Source organism: Bradyrhizobium sp. HKCCYLRH2015, from assembly GCF_051168215.1.
Taxonomy (GTDB): Bacteria; Pseudomonadota; Alphaproteobacteria; order Rhizobiales; family Xanthobacteraceae; genus Bradyrhizobium.
Genome location: NZ_JBNPUO010000002.1, coordinates 79,459 through 96,884, shown reverse-complemented (window position 1 = coordinate 96,884; position 17,426 = coordinate 79,459). Strand labels below are relative to the sequence as shown.

Genomic DNA, 17,426 nt, shown 5'->3' with positions numbered 1-17,426 from the left:
CTCAGGCATTCTTGAGCGCGATCCGGAACTCGGCTTCGGTCTTGGCCTTGACCTCGTCGAGCGTCACGCCATCGGCGAGCTCGATCAGGGCCATGCCGTCATTGCCGTGCTTGTCGATCGTGAACACCGCCAGATCGGTCACCACCATGTCGACCACGCGCTCGCCGGTCAGCGGCAAGGTGCACTGCTTGAGCAGCTTCGGGCCGTCCTTGGCGCTGTGCTCCATGACCACGACCACGCGCTTGACGCCGGCGACGAGATCCATCGCGCCGCCCATGCCCTTCACCATCTTGCCGGGGATCATCCAGTTGGCGAGATCTCCGTTCTGGGCGACCTGCATGGCGCCGAGGATCGACAGGTCGATGTGGCCGCCGCGGACCATGGCGAAGGATTCAGCTGACGAGAAATAGCTGGTGATCGGCAGCTCGGTGACGGTCTGCTTGCCGGCATTGATGAGGTCGGGATCCTCCTCGCCCTCATAGGGGAACGGACCCATGCCGAGCATGCCGTTCTCGCTCTGCAGCGCGACGTCGACGCCCGGCGGAATGAAGTTGGAGACCAGCGTCGGAATGCCGATGCCGAGATTGACGTAGTAGCCGTCCCGCAGCTCCTTGGCGGCGCGCGCCGCCATCTGCTCTCGCGTCCAGGCCATCAGACTTCCTCCCCGGCTGCAGCGGCGGCTTCACGTTTGCGCACGGTGCGTTGCTCGATGCGCTTCAGTTCGGTTCCGACCTGGATAATGCGCTTGACGAAGATGCCGGGCGTATGAATGTGGTCGGGATCTATCTGGCCGGCCGGCAGCAGATGCTCGACCTCCGCGACTGTCACCCTGGCCGCAGTGGCCATCATCGGATTGAAGTTGCGCGCGGTCTTGCGGTAGACGAGGTTGCCGGCGGTGTCGCCCTTCCAGGCGTGCACGATCGCCAGATCGGCGAACAGGCCGCGCTCCATCAGATATTTCTCGCCGTCGAACTCCCGCACCTCCTTGCCCTCCGCGACCAGCGTGCCGACGCCGGTCTTGGTGAAGAAGGCCGGGATGCCGGCGCCACCGGCGCGGATGCGCTCGGCCAGGGTGCCCTGCGGGCAGAATTCGAGCTCCAGCTCGCCGGCCAGATATTGCTGGGCAAACAGCTTATTCTCGCCGACATAGGACGAGATCATCTTCTTGATCTGCCGTGTCTCCAGCAGCCGGCTGAGGCCGATGCCGTCCACCCCGGCATTGTTGGAGATGACGGTGAGGTCCTTCACCCCGGACTCGCGAATGGCGTCGGACAGGGTTTCTGCGATGCCACAAAGACCGAACCCACCCGACATGATGGTCATGCCGTCCTTGAGGAGGCCAGCAAGGGCGGATTTGGCGTCCGGATAGACCTTGTTCATACGGAAATGACCTGATGCAGAGCGGCGACCGCGCGGATATCGACCGGATTATTAGGCGAAATCTTCGCAATGCGTCAATGATGCCTTCCCAACGCGCACATCCTGCTTTAGCTGTGGCGCCAGCCTGCGCCTCCGGGGCGATCCGGAGTCAGGAATATCAGGGATCCGCCGCAATCCGGCCACACCGGCGGCGTGGCCTTGAAAGCGTCAAGAAAGCGCATCAAGTTGTTGATGTTGGCAGGGGTTTTCGGCGCACCCTGCCCATCCCGCGCAACCAGCGATCCGACGATCCCAGGACATGTCCGTGACCATGGCCCAAGGAATGAGGCGCCTCGGCACACCGATCGCGGTGCTGCTGGGCATCGCGTTCGTGGCCCTGCTGGCGAGCTCCTGGCTGGTCAATCGCGAGGCACTGCGGCAGGCGGTGGAGCACCAGATCCGCGCCGTGACCGGGCTCGAGCTCGTCGTCAACGGACATATCGACGTCTCCTTGTTTCCGGGCAGCTACGTCTCGTTCCACGATGTCGGCCTGAAGGGCAGCGGCACCGAGGATCCGGCCCTGCGCGTCGACGTGCTGACCGCCAATCTGCAATTGCTGCCGCTGCTGTTGCAGCGGTTCGAAATCGCCGATGTCATGATGCTGCGGCCGCAGATCAACGTCACCCGCGAGGCCGACGGCAACAGCAACTGGACTCCCTTCATCGAGACCATCGCGCGCACGATGCGTCCGGGGCCCGACAGCCAGATGTCGTTCTCCGAGATCCGCATCCAGGACGGCATCCTGGTCTACGAGGACACCGACCACCATGCTTCCGAGCGGCTCGACGATATCGATCTGTCGCTCGCCTGGCCGTCGATCTCGCGCTCGTTCGCGGCGACCGGGCAGTTCGATTGGCGCGGCCAGCGCATCGAGGGCTCCATCAGCGTCAGCGACTTCCTGGCTGCGCTGTCGGGGGACCGGTCGGGCTTGAAGATGCGTCTCGCCAGCCCGCCACTGAAGGTCGCCTTCGATGGCACGGTCGCGAACCGCACCAGCGCGCTGATGGAAGGCACGTTGACCGTGGACAGCCCGTCGCTCCGCGATGCGCTGCGCTGGACGGGGCAGACGCCGCTCGGCGGCGGCGGCTTCGGGCGCTTCGCCTTGCGTGCCCGCGCCAACGTGGTCGGCGCCTCGGTCGCCCTCACCAATGTCAACGTCGAGCTCGACGGCAACACCGCCGAAGGCGTGATGACCTACGCCAATAACGGCCGGCAGACGCTGCAGGCTACGCTGGCGGCCGACGCGCTCGACTTCACCCCCTACATCTCGACAGTCCGGCTGCTGGCCAATGGTGCGCGCGACTGGAACCGGCAACTGTTCGACCTCAAGGCCTTGTCCACCACCGACCTCGACATGCGGCTATCGGCCGCAAAGGTCACGGTCGGCTCCTCGAAAATCGGACGCACGGCCTTCGGCGCCAACCTGCGCAACGGCGTGCTCGCCCTCTCGGTCGGCGAGGCTCAGATGTATGGCGGCATCGTGCGCGGCTCGTTCGGAATCGCCCGGGCCGACACCGTGGCCGACGTGAAGGCTGAGCTGCAATTCAACGATGTCGATCTACAGGCCTGCGCCAACGAGATGTTCGGCGTGTCGTCGCTGTCGGGACGCGGCAATCTCAACGTCTCGCTGACGGCTTCGGGCTCGAGCCCGTTCGGGCTCGCCCAGTCGCTCGACGGCAGCGCCAATTTGCAGGGCCGCGATGGCGCGATCTCCGGCTTCAACGTCGAGCAGCTCCTGAAGCGCCTCGAGCGCAGCCCGCTGTCGCGCGGCGGCAGCTTCCGCTCCGGCTCGACGCCTTACGATTCGCTGACGATCGCGGTCAAATTCTCCGAGGGTATCGCGACCGCGGAGGACATCCGCGTCGAGAGCCCGACCGCGCGCATCACGATGACCGGTACGGCCTCGGTGCCGACACGGGAATACGATTTCAAGGGCGTCGCGAGCCTGCTGTCGTCAGGCAATGGCAGCAACGGCTTCGAACTGCCTTTCGTCGTCCAGGGCCCCTGGGAAGATCCACTGATCTTTCCCGATCCGGAAAGCCTGATCCGCCGCGCCCCGGCCGCCGCCCCTCTGCTCGATGCAGTCAAGGACCGCAAGACGAGGGATGCGGTGCGCTCGGTGCTGGAACGATTCACTGGCGGCGGATTGCGCCCGGCCCAGCCGGACAATGCGCCGCAGGCTGACGCGCCGACGGGCGGCACTCCCACCAAGCAGAACTGACCAACTCGGCTTGCTTCGCGTGCCGAGACGCGGCCGCCGCCACGACCTATGTCTGATATATTACTTCTGGATCACGTCGGGTCCCTGGGCTAGTGTCCGCCACAACCGATCGAGCAAGATCGGCGGATCAGGGAGAGACATGTGAAATCCAGGGGAATGGGTGCGCTTTCAATCGCAGTAGCCGCCGGGCTTTTTTGCGCTGCAGCACCAGCTATCGCTCAGGACACCATCACGATCTGGTGGAGCAAGGGCTTCTACAAGTCCGAGGACGATGCGCTGCTCAACGTCGTCAAGAAGTTCGAGGCCAAGACCGGCATCAAGGTCGAGCTGTCGCAATACGCAATCCAGGACATGATTCCGAAGACGGTCGCCGCGCTCGATTCCGGCACCGTGCCCGACGTAGCCTATGCGGACACCTACGACGTTCAGGCGCAGGGTAAGTGGGCCTACGAAGGCAAGCTCGAGGATCTCACCGACATCCTGGAGCCGATGAAGTCGGCGTTCGCTCCGAACACGCTCGAGACCGCCTACCTCTACAACAACGTCGCCAAGAAGAAGGCCTATTACGGCTTCCCGCTGAAGCAGCAGAGCATGCACGTCCAGATCTGGGGCGACATGCTGGGCAAGGCCGGCTTCAAGCAGAGCGACATCCCGACCAAGTGGGAAGACTATTGGACGTTCTGGTGCGACAAGGTGCAGCCGGCGATCCGCAAGGCGACCGGCCAGCGCATCTACGGCGTCGGCCAGCCGATGGGCGTGGAATCCACCGACTCGTTCCAGTCGTTCTACACCTTCATGGACGCCTACAACGTCAAGCTGGTCGATGACGATGGCAAGCTCTTGGTCGACGACCCCAAGGTGCGCGACGGCCTCGTCAAGGCGATGAAGGATTATACCGACACCTACATCAAGGGCTGCACGCCGCCCTCGTCCACGACGTGGAAGGATCCGGACAACAACGTCGCCTTCCACAACAAGACGATCGTGATGACCCACAATTTCACGATCTCGATCGCGGCCAAGTGGTTCGAGGACTCCACCAACCCGGCGCTGACACCCGAGCAGCGCGCGGCCGGCAAGAAGGCCTATGAGGAGGACATCATCACCGCGTCCTTCCCCAACAAGCCCGACGGCACGCCGATCAAGTACCGCTCCGACGTCAAGACCGGCCTGATCTTCGCCAATGCGCCGCACAAGGCGCAGGCCAAGGAGTTCATCAAGTTCCTGATGCAGGAGGAGAACCTCGGTCCCTACGTCGAGGGCGCGCTGGGCCGCTGGTTCCCGGTGACGACCGCCGGCCAGAAGAGCCCGTTCTGGCAGGCCGACCGCCATCGCAAGGCCGTGTACACCCAGTTCACCGGCGGCACCACGCCGTTCGACTTCACCAAGAACTACAAGTTCACGATCCTCAACAATGAGAACGTCTGGGCGAAGGCGATGAACCGCGTTGTCAGCGAGAAGGTGCCGGTCGAGAAGGCCGTCGACGAGTTGATCGCGCGGCTCAAGGAGGTCGCCGGCTAGTCTCTCGCCTCGCGAGGCACTGGCGAGATCCTGACAAGACACCAAATCCCGGCCGCAGCGCATGCGGCCGGGATGGCTTATAGGCGGGAAGAGACGACCCGGGAAAAACGACCATGGCGATCACGCTCTCAGCTTCCGATTCCGCGATCGCGGAGGCACCGCGCCCGGTGCTGCTGACACCGTCACAGGTGTGGGGCATCGTCATGCTTACCCCCTATCTGCTCGTCTTCCTCGCCTTCGTCGTCTATCCCGTCGGCTACGGCCTGTGGCTCGCCCGGGAGCCGGCCAGCTATGTCGCGCTGTATAACGATCCCATCTTCGCGCGCGCCGCCGTCAACACGCTGATCTTCCTTCTGGTCGGCATCAATCTGAAGATGGTGGTCGCGCTGTTCCTGTCCGGCTTCTTCATTCAGCAGCGCGGCTGGATCAAATGGCTGTCGGTCATCTTCATCCTGCCCTGGGCGGTGCCTTCGATCCCGACCATCCTGTCGGTGCGCTTCATGCTCAATCCCGAATGGGGCGTGGTGAACCAGCTGATCTTCAAGTTCACCGGCGATGACGGCCCGAACTGGCTGAACGATCCGACCGTTGCGCTGTCGATGGCGATCGGCATGCACATCTGGAAGTCGCTGCCGTTCTGGACGCTGATCCTGATGACGGGTCGGCTCGCGATCTCGCAGGACCTGTTCGAGGCGGCCGAGGTCGATGGCGCCACCTGGTGGCAGAAGTTCCGCTTCATCACTTGGCCGTCGATGCAGACGCTCTACATCACCTGCACGCTGCTCTCGATGATCTGGACGCTCGGCGACTTCAACAGCGTCTATCTCCTGACCGGCGGCGGTCCCGCCGATCTCACCCACGTGTTGTCGACACTCGGCATCCGCTATCTCCGGCTCGATCAGCTCAGCCTTGCCATGGCCTCGATCGTCTGCGCGATGCCGCTAGTGCTCCCCCTGGTCTATTTCATGATGAAGCGGTTGTCGCGATGAAGCTCCCCACCCTGCGCGAGGTTGGCACCGAGGCCCGGCTGCTGCTGATCGGCATTCCCGTCTTCATCTGGACGATGATTCCGATCTACCACATGTTCCTGTTCGCGATCTCGCCGAAGGAGGACGCGTTCTCGGGTAAGCTGTGGCCGGATCATCCGACGCTGCACAACTTCTCGATCGTGTTCCACCAGCAGCATTATTTCCTGCGCGACTTCTGGATCCAGTTCGGCAACTCCGTCCTCATTGCCGCCGCCGTCGGCGCGCTGACCCTGGTGATCGCGACCTGCGCGGCTTACGCCATTTCGCGCCTGCGCGTGCCCGGCAGCCGCGTGGTGATGAACCTTGCGCTGTTCACCTATTTCATCCCGGCCGCGTTCCTCGCGGTGCCGATGTATCGCACCATGGGCAAATACGGCCTCCTCAACAACGACTGGTCGCTGATCCTGGCGATGGTGACGATCGCCTCGCCCTATGCGATCTGGGTGCTGAAACAGGCCTCCGACAAGCTGCCGGTCGAGCTGGATGAGGCCGCCGTGATGGATGGCGCCAGCCCGCTGCAGATCTTCCGCCTCGTCTATGTGCCGTTGATGATGCCCTCGCTGGTCGCGATCGGCACCTACGCCGTGCTGCTGGCCTGGAACGAGTACCTCTACGCATTCCTGCTGCTGTCGAACGACAAGGATATCACGCTGCCCGTGGCGCTCGGCAACTTCCTGGCCGCCGACGATTCGCCGTGGGAGCTGCTGATGACCACCGGCTTCATCTACGCGTTGCCGCCCGCCGCGGTCTACTATGCCTTCAAGCGCTATATGGTGGGCGGGCTGACCGCGGGCGCCGTGAAGTCGTGACGGAGCGATGAGGGTCGGATTTCGTCAGGGACGGTTCGCCGACGCATCGCGGGCGAACTGGGATGGCGACGGGCCGCGGCCGATCGACTGGTTCGCCTGGTACCCGGCCGCCGACGACGCCGAGGAGACGGCGCTCCCGCTCGCACCGTGGCCGCAGGGCTGGTTCAATGCGGGACCAGCGGCCTTGAATTCGCCGCTCGCTGCAAGCGCGGACGCCTGTCCTCTCGTCGTGTACTCGCACGGCACCGGCTGCAACGGCCTGCAGTTCGAATGGCTGGCGCGCGAGCTGGCGGCCCGCGGCTTTGTCGCGGTCGCCGTCAATCATCATGGCAACAGCAACGCCGAGCCCTACCGCGCAGAGGGCTTCCTCTGCTCATGGGAACGCCCGCGCGACGTGTCCTTGCTGATCGACCACATCGTCGCTCATCCCGATTTCGAAGGCCGCATCAACCTCGCCCGCAACTACGCCGTCGGCTATTCGCTCGGTGGCGTCACGGCGACGGCCCTGCTCGGCGCCATCATGCTCCGCTCGCCGTTCGAGCCCGGCGCCAATCTCGGCCGCGGACCGCGCGAGTTTCCCGATCTCGTCGATCATCTGCCGCGGCTGATGGAGAAGAGCCAGATCTTCCGCGATTCCTGGGCGCGGATGTCGGCCTCCTATCGCGATCCCCGCATCAAGGCGGCGCTGCTGCTGGCGCCGGGCCGATCGGTGCAGGGCTTCTCGGAGGAGAGCGTCACCGCGATCCGCGTGTCGACCCGCATCATGGTCGGAGGTGCGGACGCGCTGCTGCCGGCCGCACGCTGGCTGCAGGAGCGGTTGCCGCGCAGCACGTTCGACATGGTCGCCGCCGACGCCGGCCATTATGTCTTCTTGCCCGAGAGCACCGACCTCGGCCGCAGCTCCGATCCGGCCAGCTGCGTCGATCCGCCGTCGGTCGATCGCGGCGCGGTTCATCGCTCGGTCATCGCTGCTGCGTTAGAGCTGTTCGCTGTTGAGTGACGCTGCGACAACATCCTCCGTCATTGCGAGCGAAGCGAAGCAATCCAGAGTCCTTGCTCGGCCCTGGATTGCTTCGCTTCGCTCGCAATGACGAGAAGTTAGAGCGGGGCCGCGCTCTCGCCGCGGTCGCTCGACAATTTCGAGGCGAGTGATGCGATCACGATCACCACGGCGATGACTCCAATCACCAGCGTGCAGATCGCGTTGATCTCCGGCTTTACCCCGAGCCGCACCTCCGAGTAGATCCGGATCGGCAACGTCGCCGAGCCCGGTCCGGTGGTGAAGCTCGCGATCACGAGATCGTCGAGCGACAGCGTGAAGGCGAGCATCCAGCCAGCGATCACCGCAGGGGCGATCAGCGGCAAGGTGACCATCACGAACGCGCGCAGCGGATCGCAGCCGAGATCCATCGCGGCCTCCTCCAGGCTGCGGTCGAGCGACACCAGACGCGACTGCACGACGACAGCGACGAAGCACATCGTGAGGGTCGTGTGGGCGATCGTCACCGTCCAGAAGCCGCGCTCGGCCTCCAGCGCCACGAACAGCAGCAGCAGCGACAGGCCGGTGATCACCTCGGGCATCACCAGCGGCGCATACAGCATGCCGGAGAACAGCATGCGGCCGCGAAAGCCCTGGCCGCGCGACAGCGCCACCGCGGCCAGCGTCCCCAGCACCGTCGCCGCCGTCGCCGCGGTGGCGCCGACACGCAGGCTCATCCAGGCCGCATCGATCATGGCACGGTCGTTGAAGAACTCGTGATACCAGCGCAGCGACCAGCCGCCCCACACCGTCACCAGCCGCGAGGCGTTGAACGAGTAGATCACTAGGATCAGAATGGGCAGATACAGGAACGCCAGCCCGAGCGTCAGCGAGGCTACATTGAAGCGAGAAAGGCGGGAGGCTTTAGGCATGAGCGCCTCCTCCGTCGACCCGGGCGAAGCTTTCTCCGTTCTCTCCCCCCTTGTGGGGGAGGGTCAGGGAGGGCGGCCCCCAGCAAAGACTGCCGATGCGGACCCCTACCACCAACCCCTGCCCGCAAGGGGGAGGGGAGCGAGAGAGCGTGCCTCGCTGCACTCCAGCCATCACCGGCTCTCCTCCAGCTGCCGGCGTTGCAGCCGGTCGTAGAGCAGGAGCGGGAGCAACAGGACGGCGAGCAGCACCACGGCGATGCTGGAGGCCACCGGCCAATCCTTGTTGGTAAAGAACTCGAGCCAGAGCGTCTGGCCGATCATCAACGATTTCGAGCCGGCGAGAAGGTCGGGAATGACAAACTCGCCGACGATCGGGATGAAGCACAGCAGCGCGCCGGCGCCGACTCCCGGCAGCGACAGTGGAAACGTCACCAGCCAGAAGGTCTCGCGCGGCGAGGCGCCGAGATCGGCAGCGGCCTCCTCCAGCGCCGGCTCCAGCTTCGTCAGCGTCGCAAACAGCGGCAGGATCATGAACGGCAGATAGGAATAGACGATACCGACATACATGGCGCTGTCGGTCGACAACCACACCACCGGCGCCGAGACCAGATGCAGCGCGAGCAGCACCTGGTTCAACAGCCCGTCATGCTGGAGGATGTTGACCCAGGCATAGATGCGGATCAGGAACGAGGTCCAGAACGGCACGATCACCAGCATCATCGCGACGCCCTGCCAGCGCCTCGGCAGCCGCGCCATGCCATAGGCGACGGGATAGCCGATCAGCAGCAGGATGGCCGTCGACGTCGCCGCGACGACGACGCTGCGCAGATAGGACGCGAGATACAGGTCGTCCGACAGCAGCAGACGGAAATTGTCGAGCGACAGTGCCGCAAATGCATCCCGGAGCGACGACAAACCATCAGCCAGCGAGAACACCGGCGTATAGGGCGGCTGCGCGATCGCAGTCTGCGACAGGCTGATCTTGGCGACGAAGGCGAACGGCACCAGGAAGAACAGCACCATCCAGACGTAGGGCGCGATCGCCGCGAAGCGGGCCGGACGCGAGAAGATGCGGCGCGCGCTCATCGCTCCAGCACCACACAATCATCGGGCGTGAACCAGGCCACGACGCGCTGGTTCAGCCCATAGCCGTCGACGTCGAGCCGGGCCGTGTTGGCCTGAGAGGCGTGCAGGACAGCGCCGCCGTCGAGCTGGATCTTGTACGCGGTCTTGCCGCCGAGATAGCTCGCATCGGAAATGGTCCCCTCGACACAGTTGATCGCGGCGGCATCGCCGGCCGGCCGGCGAAGCGCGAGACGGATCTTCTCGGGACGGATCGCGACCGCAACCCTGCTCTCGCTGACGGGAGTGACGGGCTGTGCCGCAGCGAGCTCGCCGGCCGAGGCAGTCGTGATCCGCAGCCGGTGCGGCTCCCGCGCGATCACCTCGCCCTCGAACAGGTTGATGTCGCCGACGAACTCCGCGACCCACCGCGACACGGGCTCTTCATACAGCCGGCGCGGTGCAGCGACCTGTTCGAGCCGTCCCGCGTTCATCACCCCGATGCGGCTCGCCACTGTCATCGCCTCTTCCTGATCGTGGGTGACGATGATGAAGGTCATGCCGAGCTTGCGCTGCAGCTCCATCAGCTCGAACTGCGTGCTCTCGCGGAGCTTCTTGTCGAGCGCCGCCATCGGCTCATCCAGCAGCAGCACCTGCGGCCGGCGCGCCAGCGAGCGCGCCAAGGCGACGCGCTGCTTCTGGCCCCCGGACAGTTGATCGGGCTTGCGCTTCTCCAGGCCTTCGAGCCGGACCAGCGCCACCATCTCGGCGACACGGGTGGCGATCTCGGCGCGCAGCATGCCGGCACGCTTCAGGCCGAAGGCGATGTTGTCGCGCACGTTCAGATGCGGGAACAGCGCGTAGTTCTGGAACATCATGTTGACGGGCCGCTGATGCGGCAGCACCTGCGCGATGTCCTCGCCCGACAGCAGGATGCGTCCTTCATCCGGCGTCTCGAAGCCGGCCAGCATGCGCAGCAAGGTCGTCTTGCCGCAGCCGCTGGGGCCGAGCAGCGCGAAGAACTCGCCGGCGCGGATGTCGAGCGAGACGCCATCGACGGCGCGGAAGCTGCCGAAGGTCTTGACGACGTTCTCGATGCGCAGGAGCGGCGGCTGAGGATCGGGGCGCGGATCCGGCGGTGGCGATGCTACCGGCTCCTCGGCGGGTGCTGGATTTGCGGTCTCGTCAGCCATGTCCTGATCTAGTCACCCTGCCCGGCCACAACGCCGGGCCAGTCGGCAAGCTAGCCGCCCGCGGATTGCAGCTCAACCGCACGGGCCGGACTATCCCCGCTCGCGTCAGCCGCCTGCGGCGTGCTCCGGCCACAGGTCGCAGCGGCCATGAACGCAGCGAGCGCGTCGCGGTCGGCAGCGGGAAGCGTCAGGCCCAGCTTGGTTCGCCGCCACAGCACGTCGTCGGCAAAGCGTGCGCATTCGCGCGTCATGAGGTAGCGGACCTCCGCCTCGGTCAGCTGCGGCCCGAACGCCTGTCCGAGATCGGCCCGGCATCTCGCCTCGCCCAGCATCTCCGCCAGCCGGGTGCCATAGGCGCCGACCAGCCGCCGGGCCTCGGCTTCGCCGAGAAAGCGCCAGCGGTCCCGTGCGTCATCGACGAGATCCTCGAACCGGTCCCAGGCGAAGTCGCCCCCAGGAAGCGGCGCGCTCGCAGTCCAGCGTGGCGACATTGGATAGAAGCGCGCGAGGCGGGAGACCGCCTGCTCGGCCCGGTGCCGGACCGTCGTGACGTCGCCGCCGCACATGGTCAGCAGCGGCGCCTTGGCCGGCTCCCTGGCGCGTCCAGCATCGAGGCACACGACCGTTTCCAACCGTCCGCTGTCGGCGGCGCGCAGCACCATCATGTTGGCGCCAGCCACGCTCCGGACCACGTCCGCAGGCTGAATGTCCGAGCGGAAATAGCGGTTCGCCGCCTTACAGAGATAGGCCACGTCTGCCGCCGGCACCGCCACCACGGCTGGGTCGCCCTTGAAGCCGTGGGAGACCGTGCCGATCAGGGTGAAATCCTGCTCGTAGGGCTGGGCAAAGATCAGCCGTCCATCCGAATTCTGGAACACGTAGACCGCTTCGACGTCGAACAACCGCGGCACGATGATCTGGCTGACCTGCCGCGCGGTGACCCGCGGCGGCGGCTGACGCAGCACGGTTTCCGCCGTCGAGACGCTCCACGCGCCGGTAGCATTGGCGAGCGCGCGCGCCGTGACGATGCGGCGATGGCCCCGGTCGATGATGGCGAGCTGCCATATGTGATGACGATCGGCCCGCACGCAGCGGGCACCGGTGCGAATCTCCGCACCGCGCTCGGCGGCATCCATCGCGGTCAGGACCGCCAGGCGGGAATCGTCGACCACGCAATCGGAATAGTCGAACGCCGTCCCGATCGGACGCTTCAGGGCATCGCCGATCGGATGATGCGTGACATCGAGCGCCGAAGCGGCCGGCAGCCGGTTGCGCGTAGCGAGGCGGTCATAGAGCCAGAGCCCTGCGCGCAGCTGCCATGGCGGCCGCTCATTGGCGTGAGCTGGAATCGCAAAGCGGATCGGCCGCACCAGATGCGGCGCGACCGTGAGCCAGACGTTGCGCTCCGCGAGCGCACGGCGCACGCGCAGAAAGCCGCGGCGCTCCAGCGCTGCGAGATCGCCATGCACCAGCCGCGACGTCGCCGACGAGGCGGCGCCGCCGAGATCGCCCTGCTCGACGAGGATCACGCGCAGACCGCGGCCAGCCGCATCACGCGCCAGGCTGACGCCGTTCAGACCTCCGCCGATGATCGCCAGATCGTAGTCCGCCATGCGCAAGGTCTTCGAGCGTCCCAGGACGAGCGATCGTAGAGCGACGGAGATGATTCTCGTAGCGGCCCAGCCGTCATGCGCGCGGATAAATCCGCGCTGTTGCGCAACCGCCTCTGAGCACGAGTGCCAGGTCAGCCCGTCTTGCGAACGGAGGCGATGTCGTCGTGAGCGCGACCGACAATGCCGTCGTATTTGGCGATCGGCAGGGGCTTGCCGAGCAGATAGCCCTGAACCGAGTCGCAGCCCTGCTCGGCGAGGAAGCCGAGCTGCTCCGGCGTCTCGACGCCTTCCGCCACGATCGACATGTTCATGCCGTGACCCAGACCGATGACCGCACGAATGATCGCCGCCGATTGCGGGTTGCGGCCGATATTCATGACGAAGGCGCGGTCGATCTTGATCTTGTCGAACGGGAACGCCTGAAGGTAGCTCAGCGACGAGTAGCCGCTGCCGAAATCGTCCATCGAGACGCGAACGCCGAGCGCCTTCAGCCGGCGCAGCAGCGCGACACCGCGATCGAAATCCTCGATCAGCACACCCTCGGTGATCTCCAGCTCGAGCCTGCCGGGCGCGAGCCCCGTCTCGATCAGGATCGAGTGGACCAGCGCAACGAGGTCGCCATGGACGAACTGCGCCGGAGACAGGTTGACCGCGACCTGCAGCGGCTTCGGCCACGACGCCGCCTCGCGGCAGGCCTCGCGCAGGATCCACTCGCCCATCTCGACGATGAGGCCGCTCTCTTCCGCGAGCGGAATGAAGTCGCTCGGCGGCACGAACCCCCGGACCGGGTGCTGCCAGCGCGCCAGCGCCTCGAAGCCGATGATCTCGCTGGCGTCGACCGTGCGGCCGGAGACGGCCTGCGGCTGGAAGTACAGCGACAGTTCGCCATGCTTGATCGCGACAGACAGCTCCTGATGCAGAACGCGGCGGTCGCGAATCTGCTGATCCATTTCAGGCTCGTAGAAGGTGATGCTGCCGCGCGATTTGGCCTTGGCGCGGAACAGAGCAGCACCCGCATTGGCGAGCAGCGACGCCGGATCCGAACCATTGTGCGGAAACACCGAGATGCCCGTCGTCAGCGCGGTGCGGATCGATTTGCCCTCGATCTGAAAGTCCACCGCGATCGCCGCCGCCAATTGCTCGGCCAGGGCCCTGCCCGTTTCCGGTTGCTTGCCGTCGATGATCAGCCCGAACTCGTCGCCGGAGAGACGGGCAACGACGCCGCCCCGGGCAACGGCATGGACGCGACGGGCGACCTCGATCAACAGCTTGTCGCCGATGGCGTGGCCGAAGACGTCGTTGACGTCCTTCAGGCCCTTGAGATCGACGTTCAGGACCGCAAACTCCTCGTCCGTATCCGCGCAGGCCTCGATCATCTGGCTCAGGGCCTGCAGGAACGCGGCGCGGTTCGGCAGATCGGTCAGGCCGTCGTGATAGGCCATGTGCGCCATCCGCGATTCGGTCTGGCGCCGATCGGTGACGTCCTCATAGGTCTTGATCAGATATTGCGGCTGGCCGGTCTCGCCCAGCACGGTTGCCCGCCGCGTCAGGAACAGCCGCAGGCCGTCCTTGGTCGAGATCGGATGTTCCTCAGTCAGAAGGCCGCGCTTCTTGATGGCGGCTTCGTCGCGCGCCGTGATCAGTCTGGCCTCGCGCGGATTGAAGATGTCGGCGGTGGTCAGGCCGGTGGCGTCCTCGCGCTTGCGGTTGAGGATGATCTCGGCGCTGCGGTTGGCGAGCAGATAGCGGCCGTCGCTGACGCTCTCGACGATGAGCGAAACCGGAATGTTGTCGACGACCAGTTCCAGGAACTTCTTGCTGTTCTCCAGCTCGCGGCTCAGCGATCGCCGCTCCGTGGCATCGTCGAACAGCGCGATGAGGAATTGCGGTTCGTTCTTGTCGTTGCGTGCAACGACCCGGTGGGCGTCCAGGATGCGCTTCTCGTCACCGCGTTGAACCACGAGTTCGCTGCAATAGGTGGTGCCGGGCGCCAGCATCGCTTCGCGGTCGGCAGCCGCGATGTCGGCCGCGGTCTCTTCGCCGAACAGGTCGCTCGGGCGCCGTCCGATGATCTGATCCCGCGGCACCTGCGCGAACTGCTCAAACGCCCGGTTGGCGAAGATGTAGCGGCCGTCCTCGATGTTCTTGGCGGCGACGCAGACGGGAACCTGATCGACCACCGATTCCAGGAACTGCTTGGTCGAGGCGAGCTCGCGCTCCAGCCGGTGCTGCACCGTACAGTCTTCATGGATGCCGATTGATCCGCCGGTCGGAAGACGGAACATCTGGGCGCGCACCACACGTCCGCCGGGCAGCTCGGTCAGGCACCCGTCCGGCTGCCGCGCCTGGCGCGCATAGTCCTCGACCGTCAGATTGAGCAGGCCACGCTGCCGCCGCAACTCGACCAGATCCCGGCCGGTGCAGCCGGGCGGAATGTCGGCCCGGCTCATGCCGTAGATCTCGAGAAAGCGGTGGTTGTAGAAGACGACGCGGTTGGCGGCGTCCGTCAGCATCAGCCCCTGGCTCAAATTGTTGAGCGCGGAGCTGATGAAAACGTTACGCCGAAGTTGTGCCCGCTTGGCGCGCCGCAAGGCCGAATGGATCCAGATCACGACCGACGCGAGGAAGGCGCAGACGACAACGCCGGCGATCAACACCTTCCAGAGCACGTCCGGCTCGATGGTGCCCAGGTAGCCGGAGGGCGAGAAATCGGAGGAAGCGGCCCAGGCGCGCGTCGGCGCAGCCGCCCAAGCTGCCATGGCGGCCACCGAGGCCGCAACGACACGCGCAGAAAACGCGTTTCGGTCGCTCGCCTGCCAATTCTTGCCAGCCATCAATCACCCGCGGTATTCGGCGACAGTATCTGGCTTCACCTATTGGGATCGGGTAAACGGGTTCCGCAAACTTCGAAAAAGACGAAGCAAATTTGGTCAATGGCCGCCCTATGATGAATGGTTTGCTAAGGGCAGGCGCACTCCGGACTGAAGTTCCACCCACCAGGGATTGCAGCGAGACATGACTTCCCCCAATCGTCTCAGGACTATGCATGGATAAAGTGGATTGCGTGGTCGTTGGCGCCGGCGTCGTCGGACTTGCCGTCGCCCGTCAATTGGCGCGGGCCGGACGCGAGGTCATCGTTCTCGAGGCGGCCGAGGGCATCGGAACCGTCACGTCGTCTCGCAACAGCGAAGTGATCCACGCCGGCATCTATTACAAGGCCGGGAGCCTGATGGCCCGCTTCTGCGTGGCCGGCAAGCGCATGCTTTACCGCTATTGCGACGAGCATGGCGTGCCCTACCGCAATTGCGGGAAGCTGATCGTTGCGACCAATTCAGCCGAGACCGAGAAGCTGCAGGGCATCCGCGCGCACGCCGAAGCCAATGGTGTCGAAGGGATGCGGCTGCTGCCCGGGTCCGAAGCGCTGGCGCTGGAGCCGGCCCTGGCCTGCCAGGCCGCGCTGCTGTCGCCATCCACCGGCATCCTCGACAGCCATGCCTTCATGCTGTCGCTGCGCGGCGAGATCGAGGACGCCGGCGGTGCCTTCGCCTTCCACACGCCGTTGCTGCGGGCCAAGGCGACGGGGGGATCGATCGAGGTCGATGCGGGCGGCGCGCAACCGATGACGCTGAGCTGCCGGCTGCTGGTGAACGCCGCCGGCCTCGACGCGCCCGAGCTGGCGCGGCTGATTGACGGCATGCCGTCGCCGCTGGTGCCGATGACCTATCTCGCCAAGGGCAACTATTTCAGCTGCAGCGCCCGGGCACCGTTCAGCCGGCTCATCTACCCGGTGCCGGAACCAGGCGGCCTCGGCGTGCACCTCACGCTCGACATGGCAGGCCAAGCCAGATTCGGCCCCGACGTCGAGTGGATCGACCGGATCGACTATACGGTCGATCCGGCGCGCGCCGAGCGCTTCTACCCGGCGATCCGCAAGTACTGGCCGTCGCTGCCGGATGGGGCGCTGATGCCGAGCTATTCGGGCATCAGGCCGAAGATCGTACCGCCGGCCGTGGCGTCGCAGGATTTCGTCATTCAGGGCCCCCGCGATCACGGGGTGCCCGGACTCATCAATCTGTTCGGAATTGAATCGCCTGGATTGACGTCATCGCTGGCGATTGCGGCTCACGTCCGCGATCTCGCCTTGAGCTGAAGACCCCGATATCGGGATGAACGGCGTGTGGCGATAGCGGGAGACAACGCAGGCAGATGCGTTCGCGTCATCGTCTATCGCAACTAAGTCTATCGCAACTAATTTGATTGAAGTTGCGTCTGGGATGGGCAGTCACCATCCCAGGCGCACGGTCTTACGATCAGATGGTACGGCGGGTGATGGTCACATGTCAGTGAAGTGTTTCGCTGGTTACCTGTCTCAAGCGCTCGATCTCATCCTTCACCATCAGTTTGCGTCGCTTCAGTTCGGCAATTCGCAGGTCGTCCGTCGATGGATGCAGGAGAGCTTCATGCAATTCGCTTTCAAGAACTTTATGCTTACGCTCCAGTTCAACGAGATGCGCCTGAATGGCCATTCGAAACCTCCTCGGTAGGTGAACCTGAGATTCGACCAGGGCTAACGAGTGTACACAAGTCGCTTGACCTGTCGATGGGGCCAAAAGACCGCACATGCAAATTTGAGCGCCGTGTGTAACGAA

At 65.0% G+C, this 17,426-nt stretch carries 14 protein-coding genes; 6 read left to right on the top strand and 8 right to left on the bottom strand.

Going from position 1 to position 17,426, the window contains the following annotated elements:
- Position 1: 1 nt before the first annotated feature.
- Both ACQR1H_RS04545 and ACQR1H_RS04540 read right to left on the bottom strand, forming a co-directional pair.
- Complete coding sequence (locus tag ACQR1H_RS04545; protein WP_315802624.1) at positions 2-652, bottom strand: 3-oxoacid CoA-transferase subunit B; 651 nt, start codon at positions 650-652, stop codon at positions 2-4.
- The gene (locus ACQR1H_RS04540) at positions 652-1,380 is read right to left on the bottom strand and encodes a CoA transferase subunit A (RefSeq protein WP_315802623.1); all 729 of its coding nucleotides are present in this window, start codon (positions 1,378-1,380) and stop codon (positions 652-654) included. Before ACQR1H_RS04540 ends, ACQR1H_RS04545 begins: the two co-directional genes overlap by 1 nt.
- 310 nt (positions 1,381-1,690) lie before the next feature.
- Between ACQR1H_RS04540 and ACQR1H_RS04535 the strand changes: the two genes are divergently transcribed.
- The 5 genes from ACQR1H_RS04535 to ACQR1H_RS04515 all read left to right on the top strand — a co-directional run bounded on the left by ACQR1H_RS04535 (position 1,691) and on the right by ACQR1H_RS04515 (position 7,998).
- On the top strand, positions 1,691-3,640 hold the full coding sequence (locus ACQR1H_RS04535) for an AsmA family protein (protein ID WP_434846805.1): 1,950 nt from the start codon (positions 1,691-1,693) through the stop codon (positions 3,638-3,640).
- A 141-nt stretch (positions 3,641-3,781) separates the two neighbouring features.
- The gene (locus tag ACQR1H_RS04530; RefSeq protein WP_315802622.1) at positions 3,782-5,161 is read left to right on the top strand and encodes an ABC transporter substrate-binding protein; all 1,380 of its coding nucleotides are present in this window, start codon (positions 3,782-3,784) and stop codon (positions 5,159-5,161) included.
- A gap of 113 nt (positions 5,162-5,274) precedes the next feature.
- On the top strand, positions 5,275-6,150 hold the full coding sequence (locus ACQR1H_RS04525; protein WP_316179762.1) for a carbohydrate ABC transporter permease: 876 nt from the start codon (positions 5,275-5,277) through the stop codon (positions 6,148-6,150).
- Positions 6,147-6,998, top strand: a complete 852-nt coding sequence (locus tag ACQR1H_RS04520) for a carbohydrate ABC transporter permease (protein WP_315802620.1) — start codon at positions 6,147-6,149, stop codon at positions 6,996-6,998. Before ACQR1H_RS04525 ends, ACQR1H_RS04520 begins: the two co-directional genes overlap by 4 nt.
- A gap of 7 nt (positions 6,999-7,005) precedes the next feature.
- Positions 7,006-7,998 carry an alpha/beta hydrolase family protein gene (locus ACQR1H_RS04515; RefSeq protein WP_434907215.1) on the top strand — a complete coding sequence of 331 codons (993 nt, stop codon included), beginning with the start codon at positions 7,006-7,008 and terminating at the stop codon, positions 7,996-7,998.
- Between the two features lie 98 nt (positions 7,999-8,096).
- Here ACQR1H_RS04515 and ACQR1H_RS04510 read toward each other — a convergent pair whose 3' ends face one another.
- From ACQR1H_RS04510 to ACQR1H_RS04490, 5 genes are all read right to left on the bottom strand, one after another.
- Entirely contained in the window at positions 8,097-8,909 is an 813-nt protein-coding gene (locus ACQR1H_RS04510) for an ABC transporter permease (protein WP_315802618.1), read from the bottom strand.
- 171 nt (positions 8,910-9,080) lie between these two features.
- Positions 9,081-9,995, bottom strand: coding sequence for an ABC transporter permease (locus ACQR1H_RS04505; protein WP_315802617.1), 915 nt, complete (start codon positions 9,993-9,995; stop codon positions 9,081-9,083).
- Positions 9,992-11,164, bottom strand: a complete 1,173-nt coding sequence (locus tag ACQR1H_RS04500; RefSeq protein ID WP_315802616.1) for an ABC transporter ATP-binding protein — start codon at positions 11,162-11,164, stop codon at positions 9,992-9,994. Before ACQR1H_RS04500 ends, ACQR1H_RS04505 begins: the two co-directional genes overlap by 4 nt.
- Before the next feature lie 50 nt (positions 11,165-11,214).
- Positions 11,215-12,777 (bottom strand): glycerol-3-phosphate dehydrogenase, encoded by a 1,563-nt coding sequence (locus tag ACQR1H_RS04495; protein ID WP_316179767.1) that lies wholly within the window; start codon positions 12,775-12,777, stop codon positions 11,215-11,217.
- 131 nt (positions 12,778-12,908) lie between these two features.
- The gene (locus tag ACQR1H_RS04490; RefSeq protein WP_315802614.1) at positions 12,909-15,611 is read right to left on the bottom strand and encodes a sensor domain-containing protein; all 2,703 of its coding nucleotides are present in this window, start codon (positions 15,609-15,611) and stop codon (positions 12,909-12,911) included.
- 212 nt (positions 15,612-15,823) lie between these two features.
- On the opposite strand from ACQR1H_RS04490, the gene ACQR1H_RS04485 reads away from it, so the two are divergent.
- Positions 15,824-16,927: an NAD(P)/FAD-dependent oxidoreductase gene (locus ACQR1H_RS04485; protein WP_434907214.1), complete on the top strand. Its 1,104-nt coding sequence runs from the start codon at positions 15,824-15,826 to the stop codon at positions 16,925-16,927.
- A gap of 190 nt (positions 16,928-17,117) precedes the next feature.
- On the opposite strand, the gene ACQR1H_RS04480 is transcribed toward ACQR1H_RS04485, so the two are convergent.
- Positions 17,118-17,303: a YdcH family protein gene (locus tag ACQR1H_RS04480; protein WP_315802612.1), complete on the bottom strand. Its 186-nt coding sequence runs from the start codon at positions 17,301-17,303 to the stop codon at positions 17,118-17,120.
- Positions 17,304-17,426 lie beyond the last annotated feature (123 nt).

Coding starts and splice junctions, on each gene's coding strand:
- ACQR1H_RS04545 (WP_315802624.1), bottom strand. CDS start 652: ATGGCCTGGACGCGAGAGCAGATGGCGGCGCGCGCCGCCAAGGAGCTG.
- ACQR1H_RS04540 (WP_315802623.1), bottom strand. CDS start 1,380: ATGAACAAGGTCTATCCGGACGCCAAATCCGCCCTTGCTGGCCTCCTC.
- ACQR1H_RS04535 (WP_434846805.1), top strand. CDS start 1,691: ATGGCCCAAGGAATGAGGCGCCTCGGCACACCGATCGCGGTGCTGCTG.
- ACQR1H_RS04525 (WP_316179762.1), top strand. CDS start 5,275: ATGGCGATCACGCTCTCAGCTTCCGATTCCGCGATCGCGGAGGCACCG.
- ACQR1H_RS04520 (WP_315802620.1), top strand. CDS start 6,147: ATGAAGCTCCCCACCCTGCGCGAGGTTGGCACCGAGGCCCGGCTGCTG.
- ACQR1H_RS04515 (WP_434907215.1), top strand. CDS start 7,006: ATGAGGGTCGGATTTCGTCAGGGACGGTTCGCCGACGCATCGCGGGCG.
- ACQR1H_RS04510 (WP_315802618.1), bottom strand. CDS start 8,909: ATGCCTAAAGCCTCCCGCCTTTCTCGCTTCAATGTAGCCTCGCTGACG.
- ACQR1H_RS04505 (WP_315802617.1), bottom strand. CDS start 9,995: ATGAGCGCGCGCCGCATCTTCTCGCGTCCGGCCCGCTTCGCGGCGATC.
- ACQR1H_RS04500 (WP_315802616.1), bottom strand. CDS start 11,164: ATGGCTGACGAGACCGCAAATCCAGCACCCGCCGAGGAGCCGGTAGCA.
- ACQR1H_RS04495 (WP_316179767.1), bottom strand. CDS start 12,777: ATGGCGGACTACGATCTGGCGATCATCGGCGGAGGTCTGAACGGCGTC.
- ACQR1H_RS04490 (WP_315802614.1), bottom strand. CDS start 15,611: ATGGCTGGCAAGAATTGGCAGGCGAGCGACCGAAACGCGTTTTCTGCG.
- ACQR1H_RS04485 (WP_434907214.1), top strand. CDS start 15,824: ATGGATAAAGTGGATTGCGTGGTCGTTGGCGCCGGCGTCGTCGGACTT.
- ACQR1H_RS04480 (WP_315802612.1), bottom strand. CDS start 17,303: ATGGCCATTCAGGCGCATCTCGTTGAACTGGAGCGTAAGCATAAAGTT.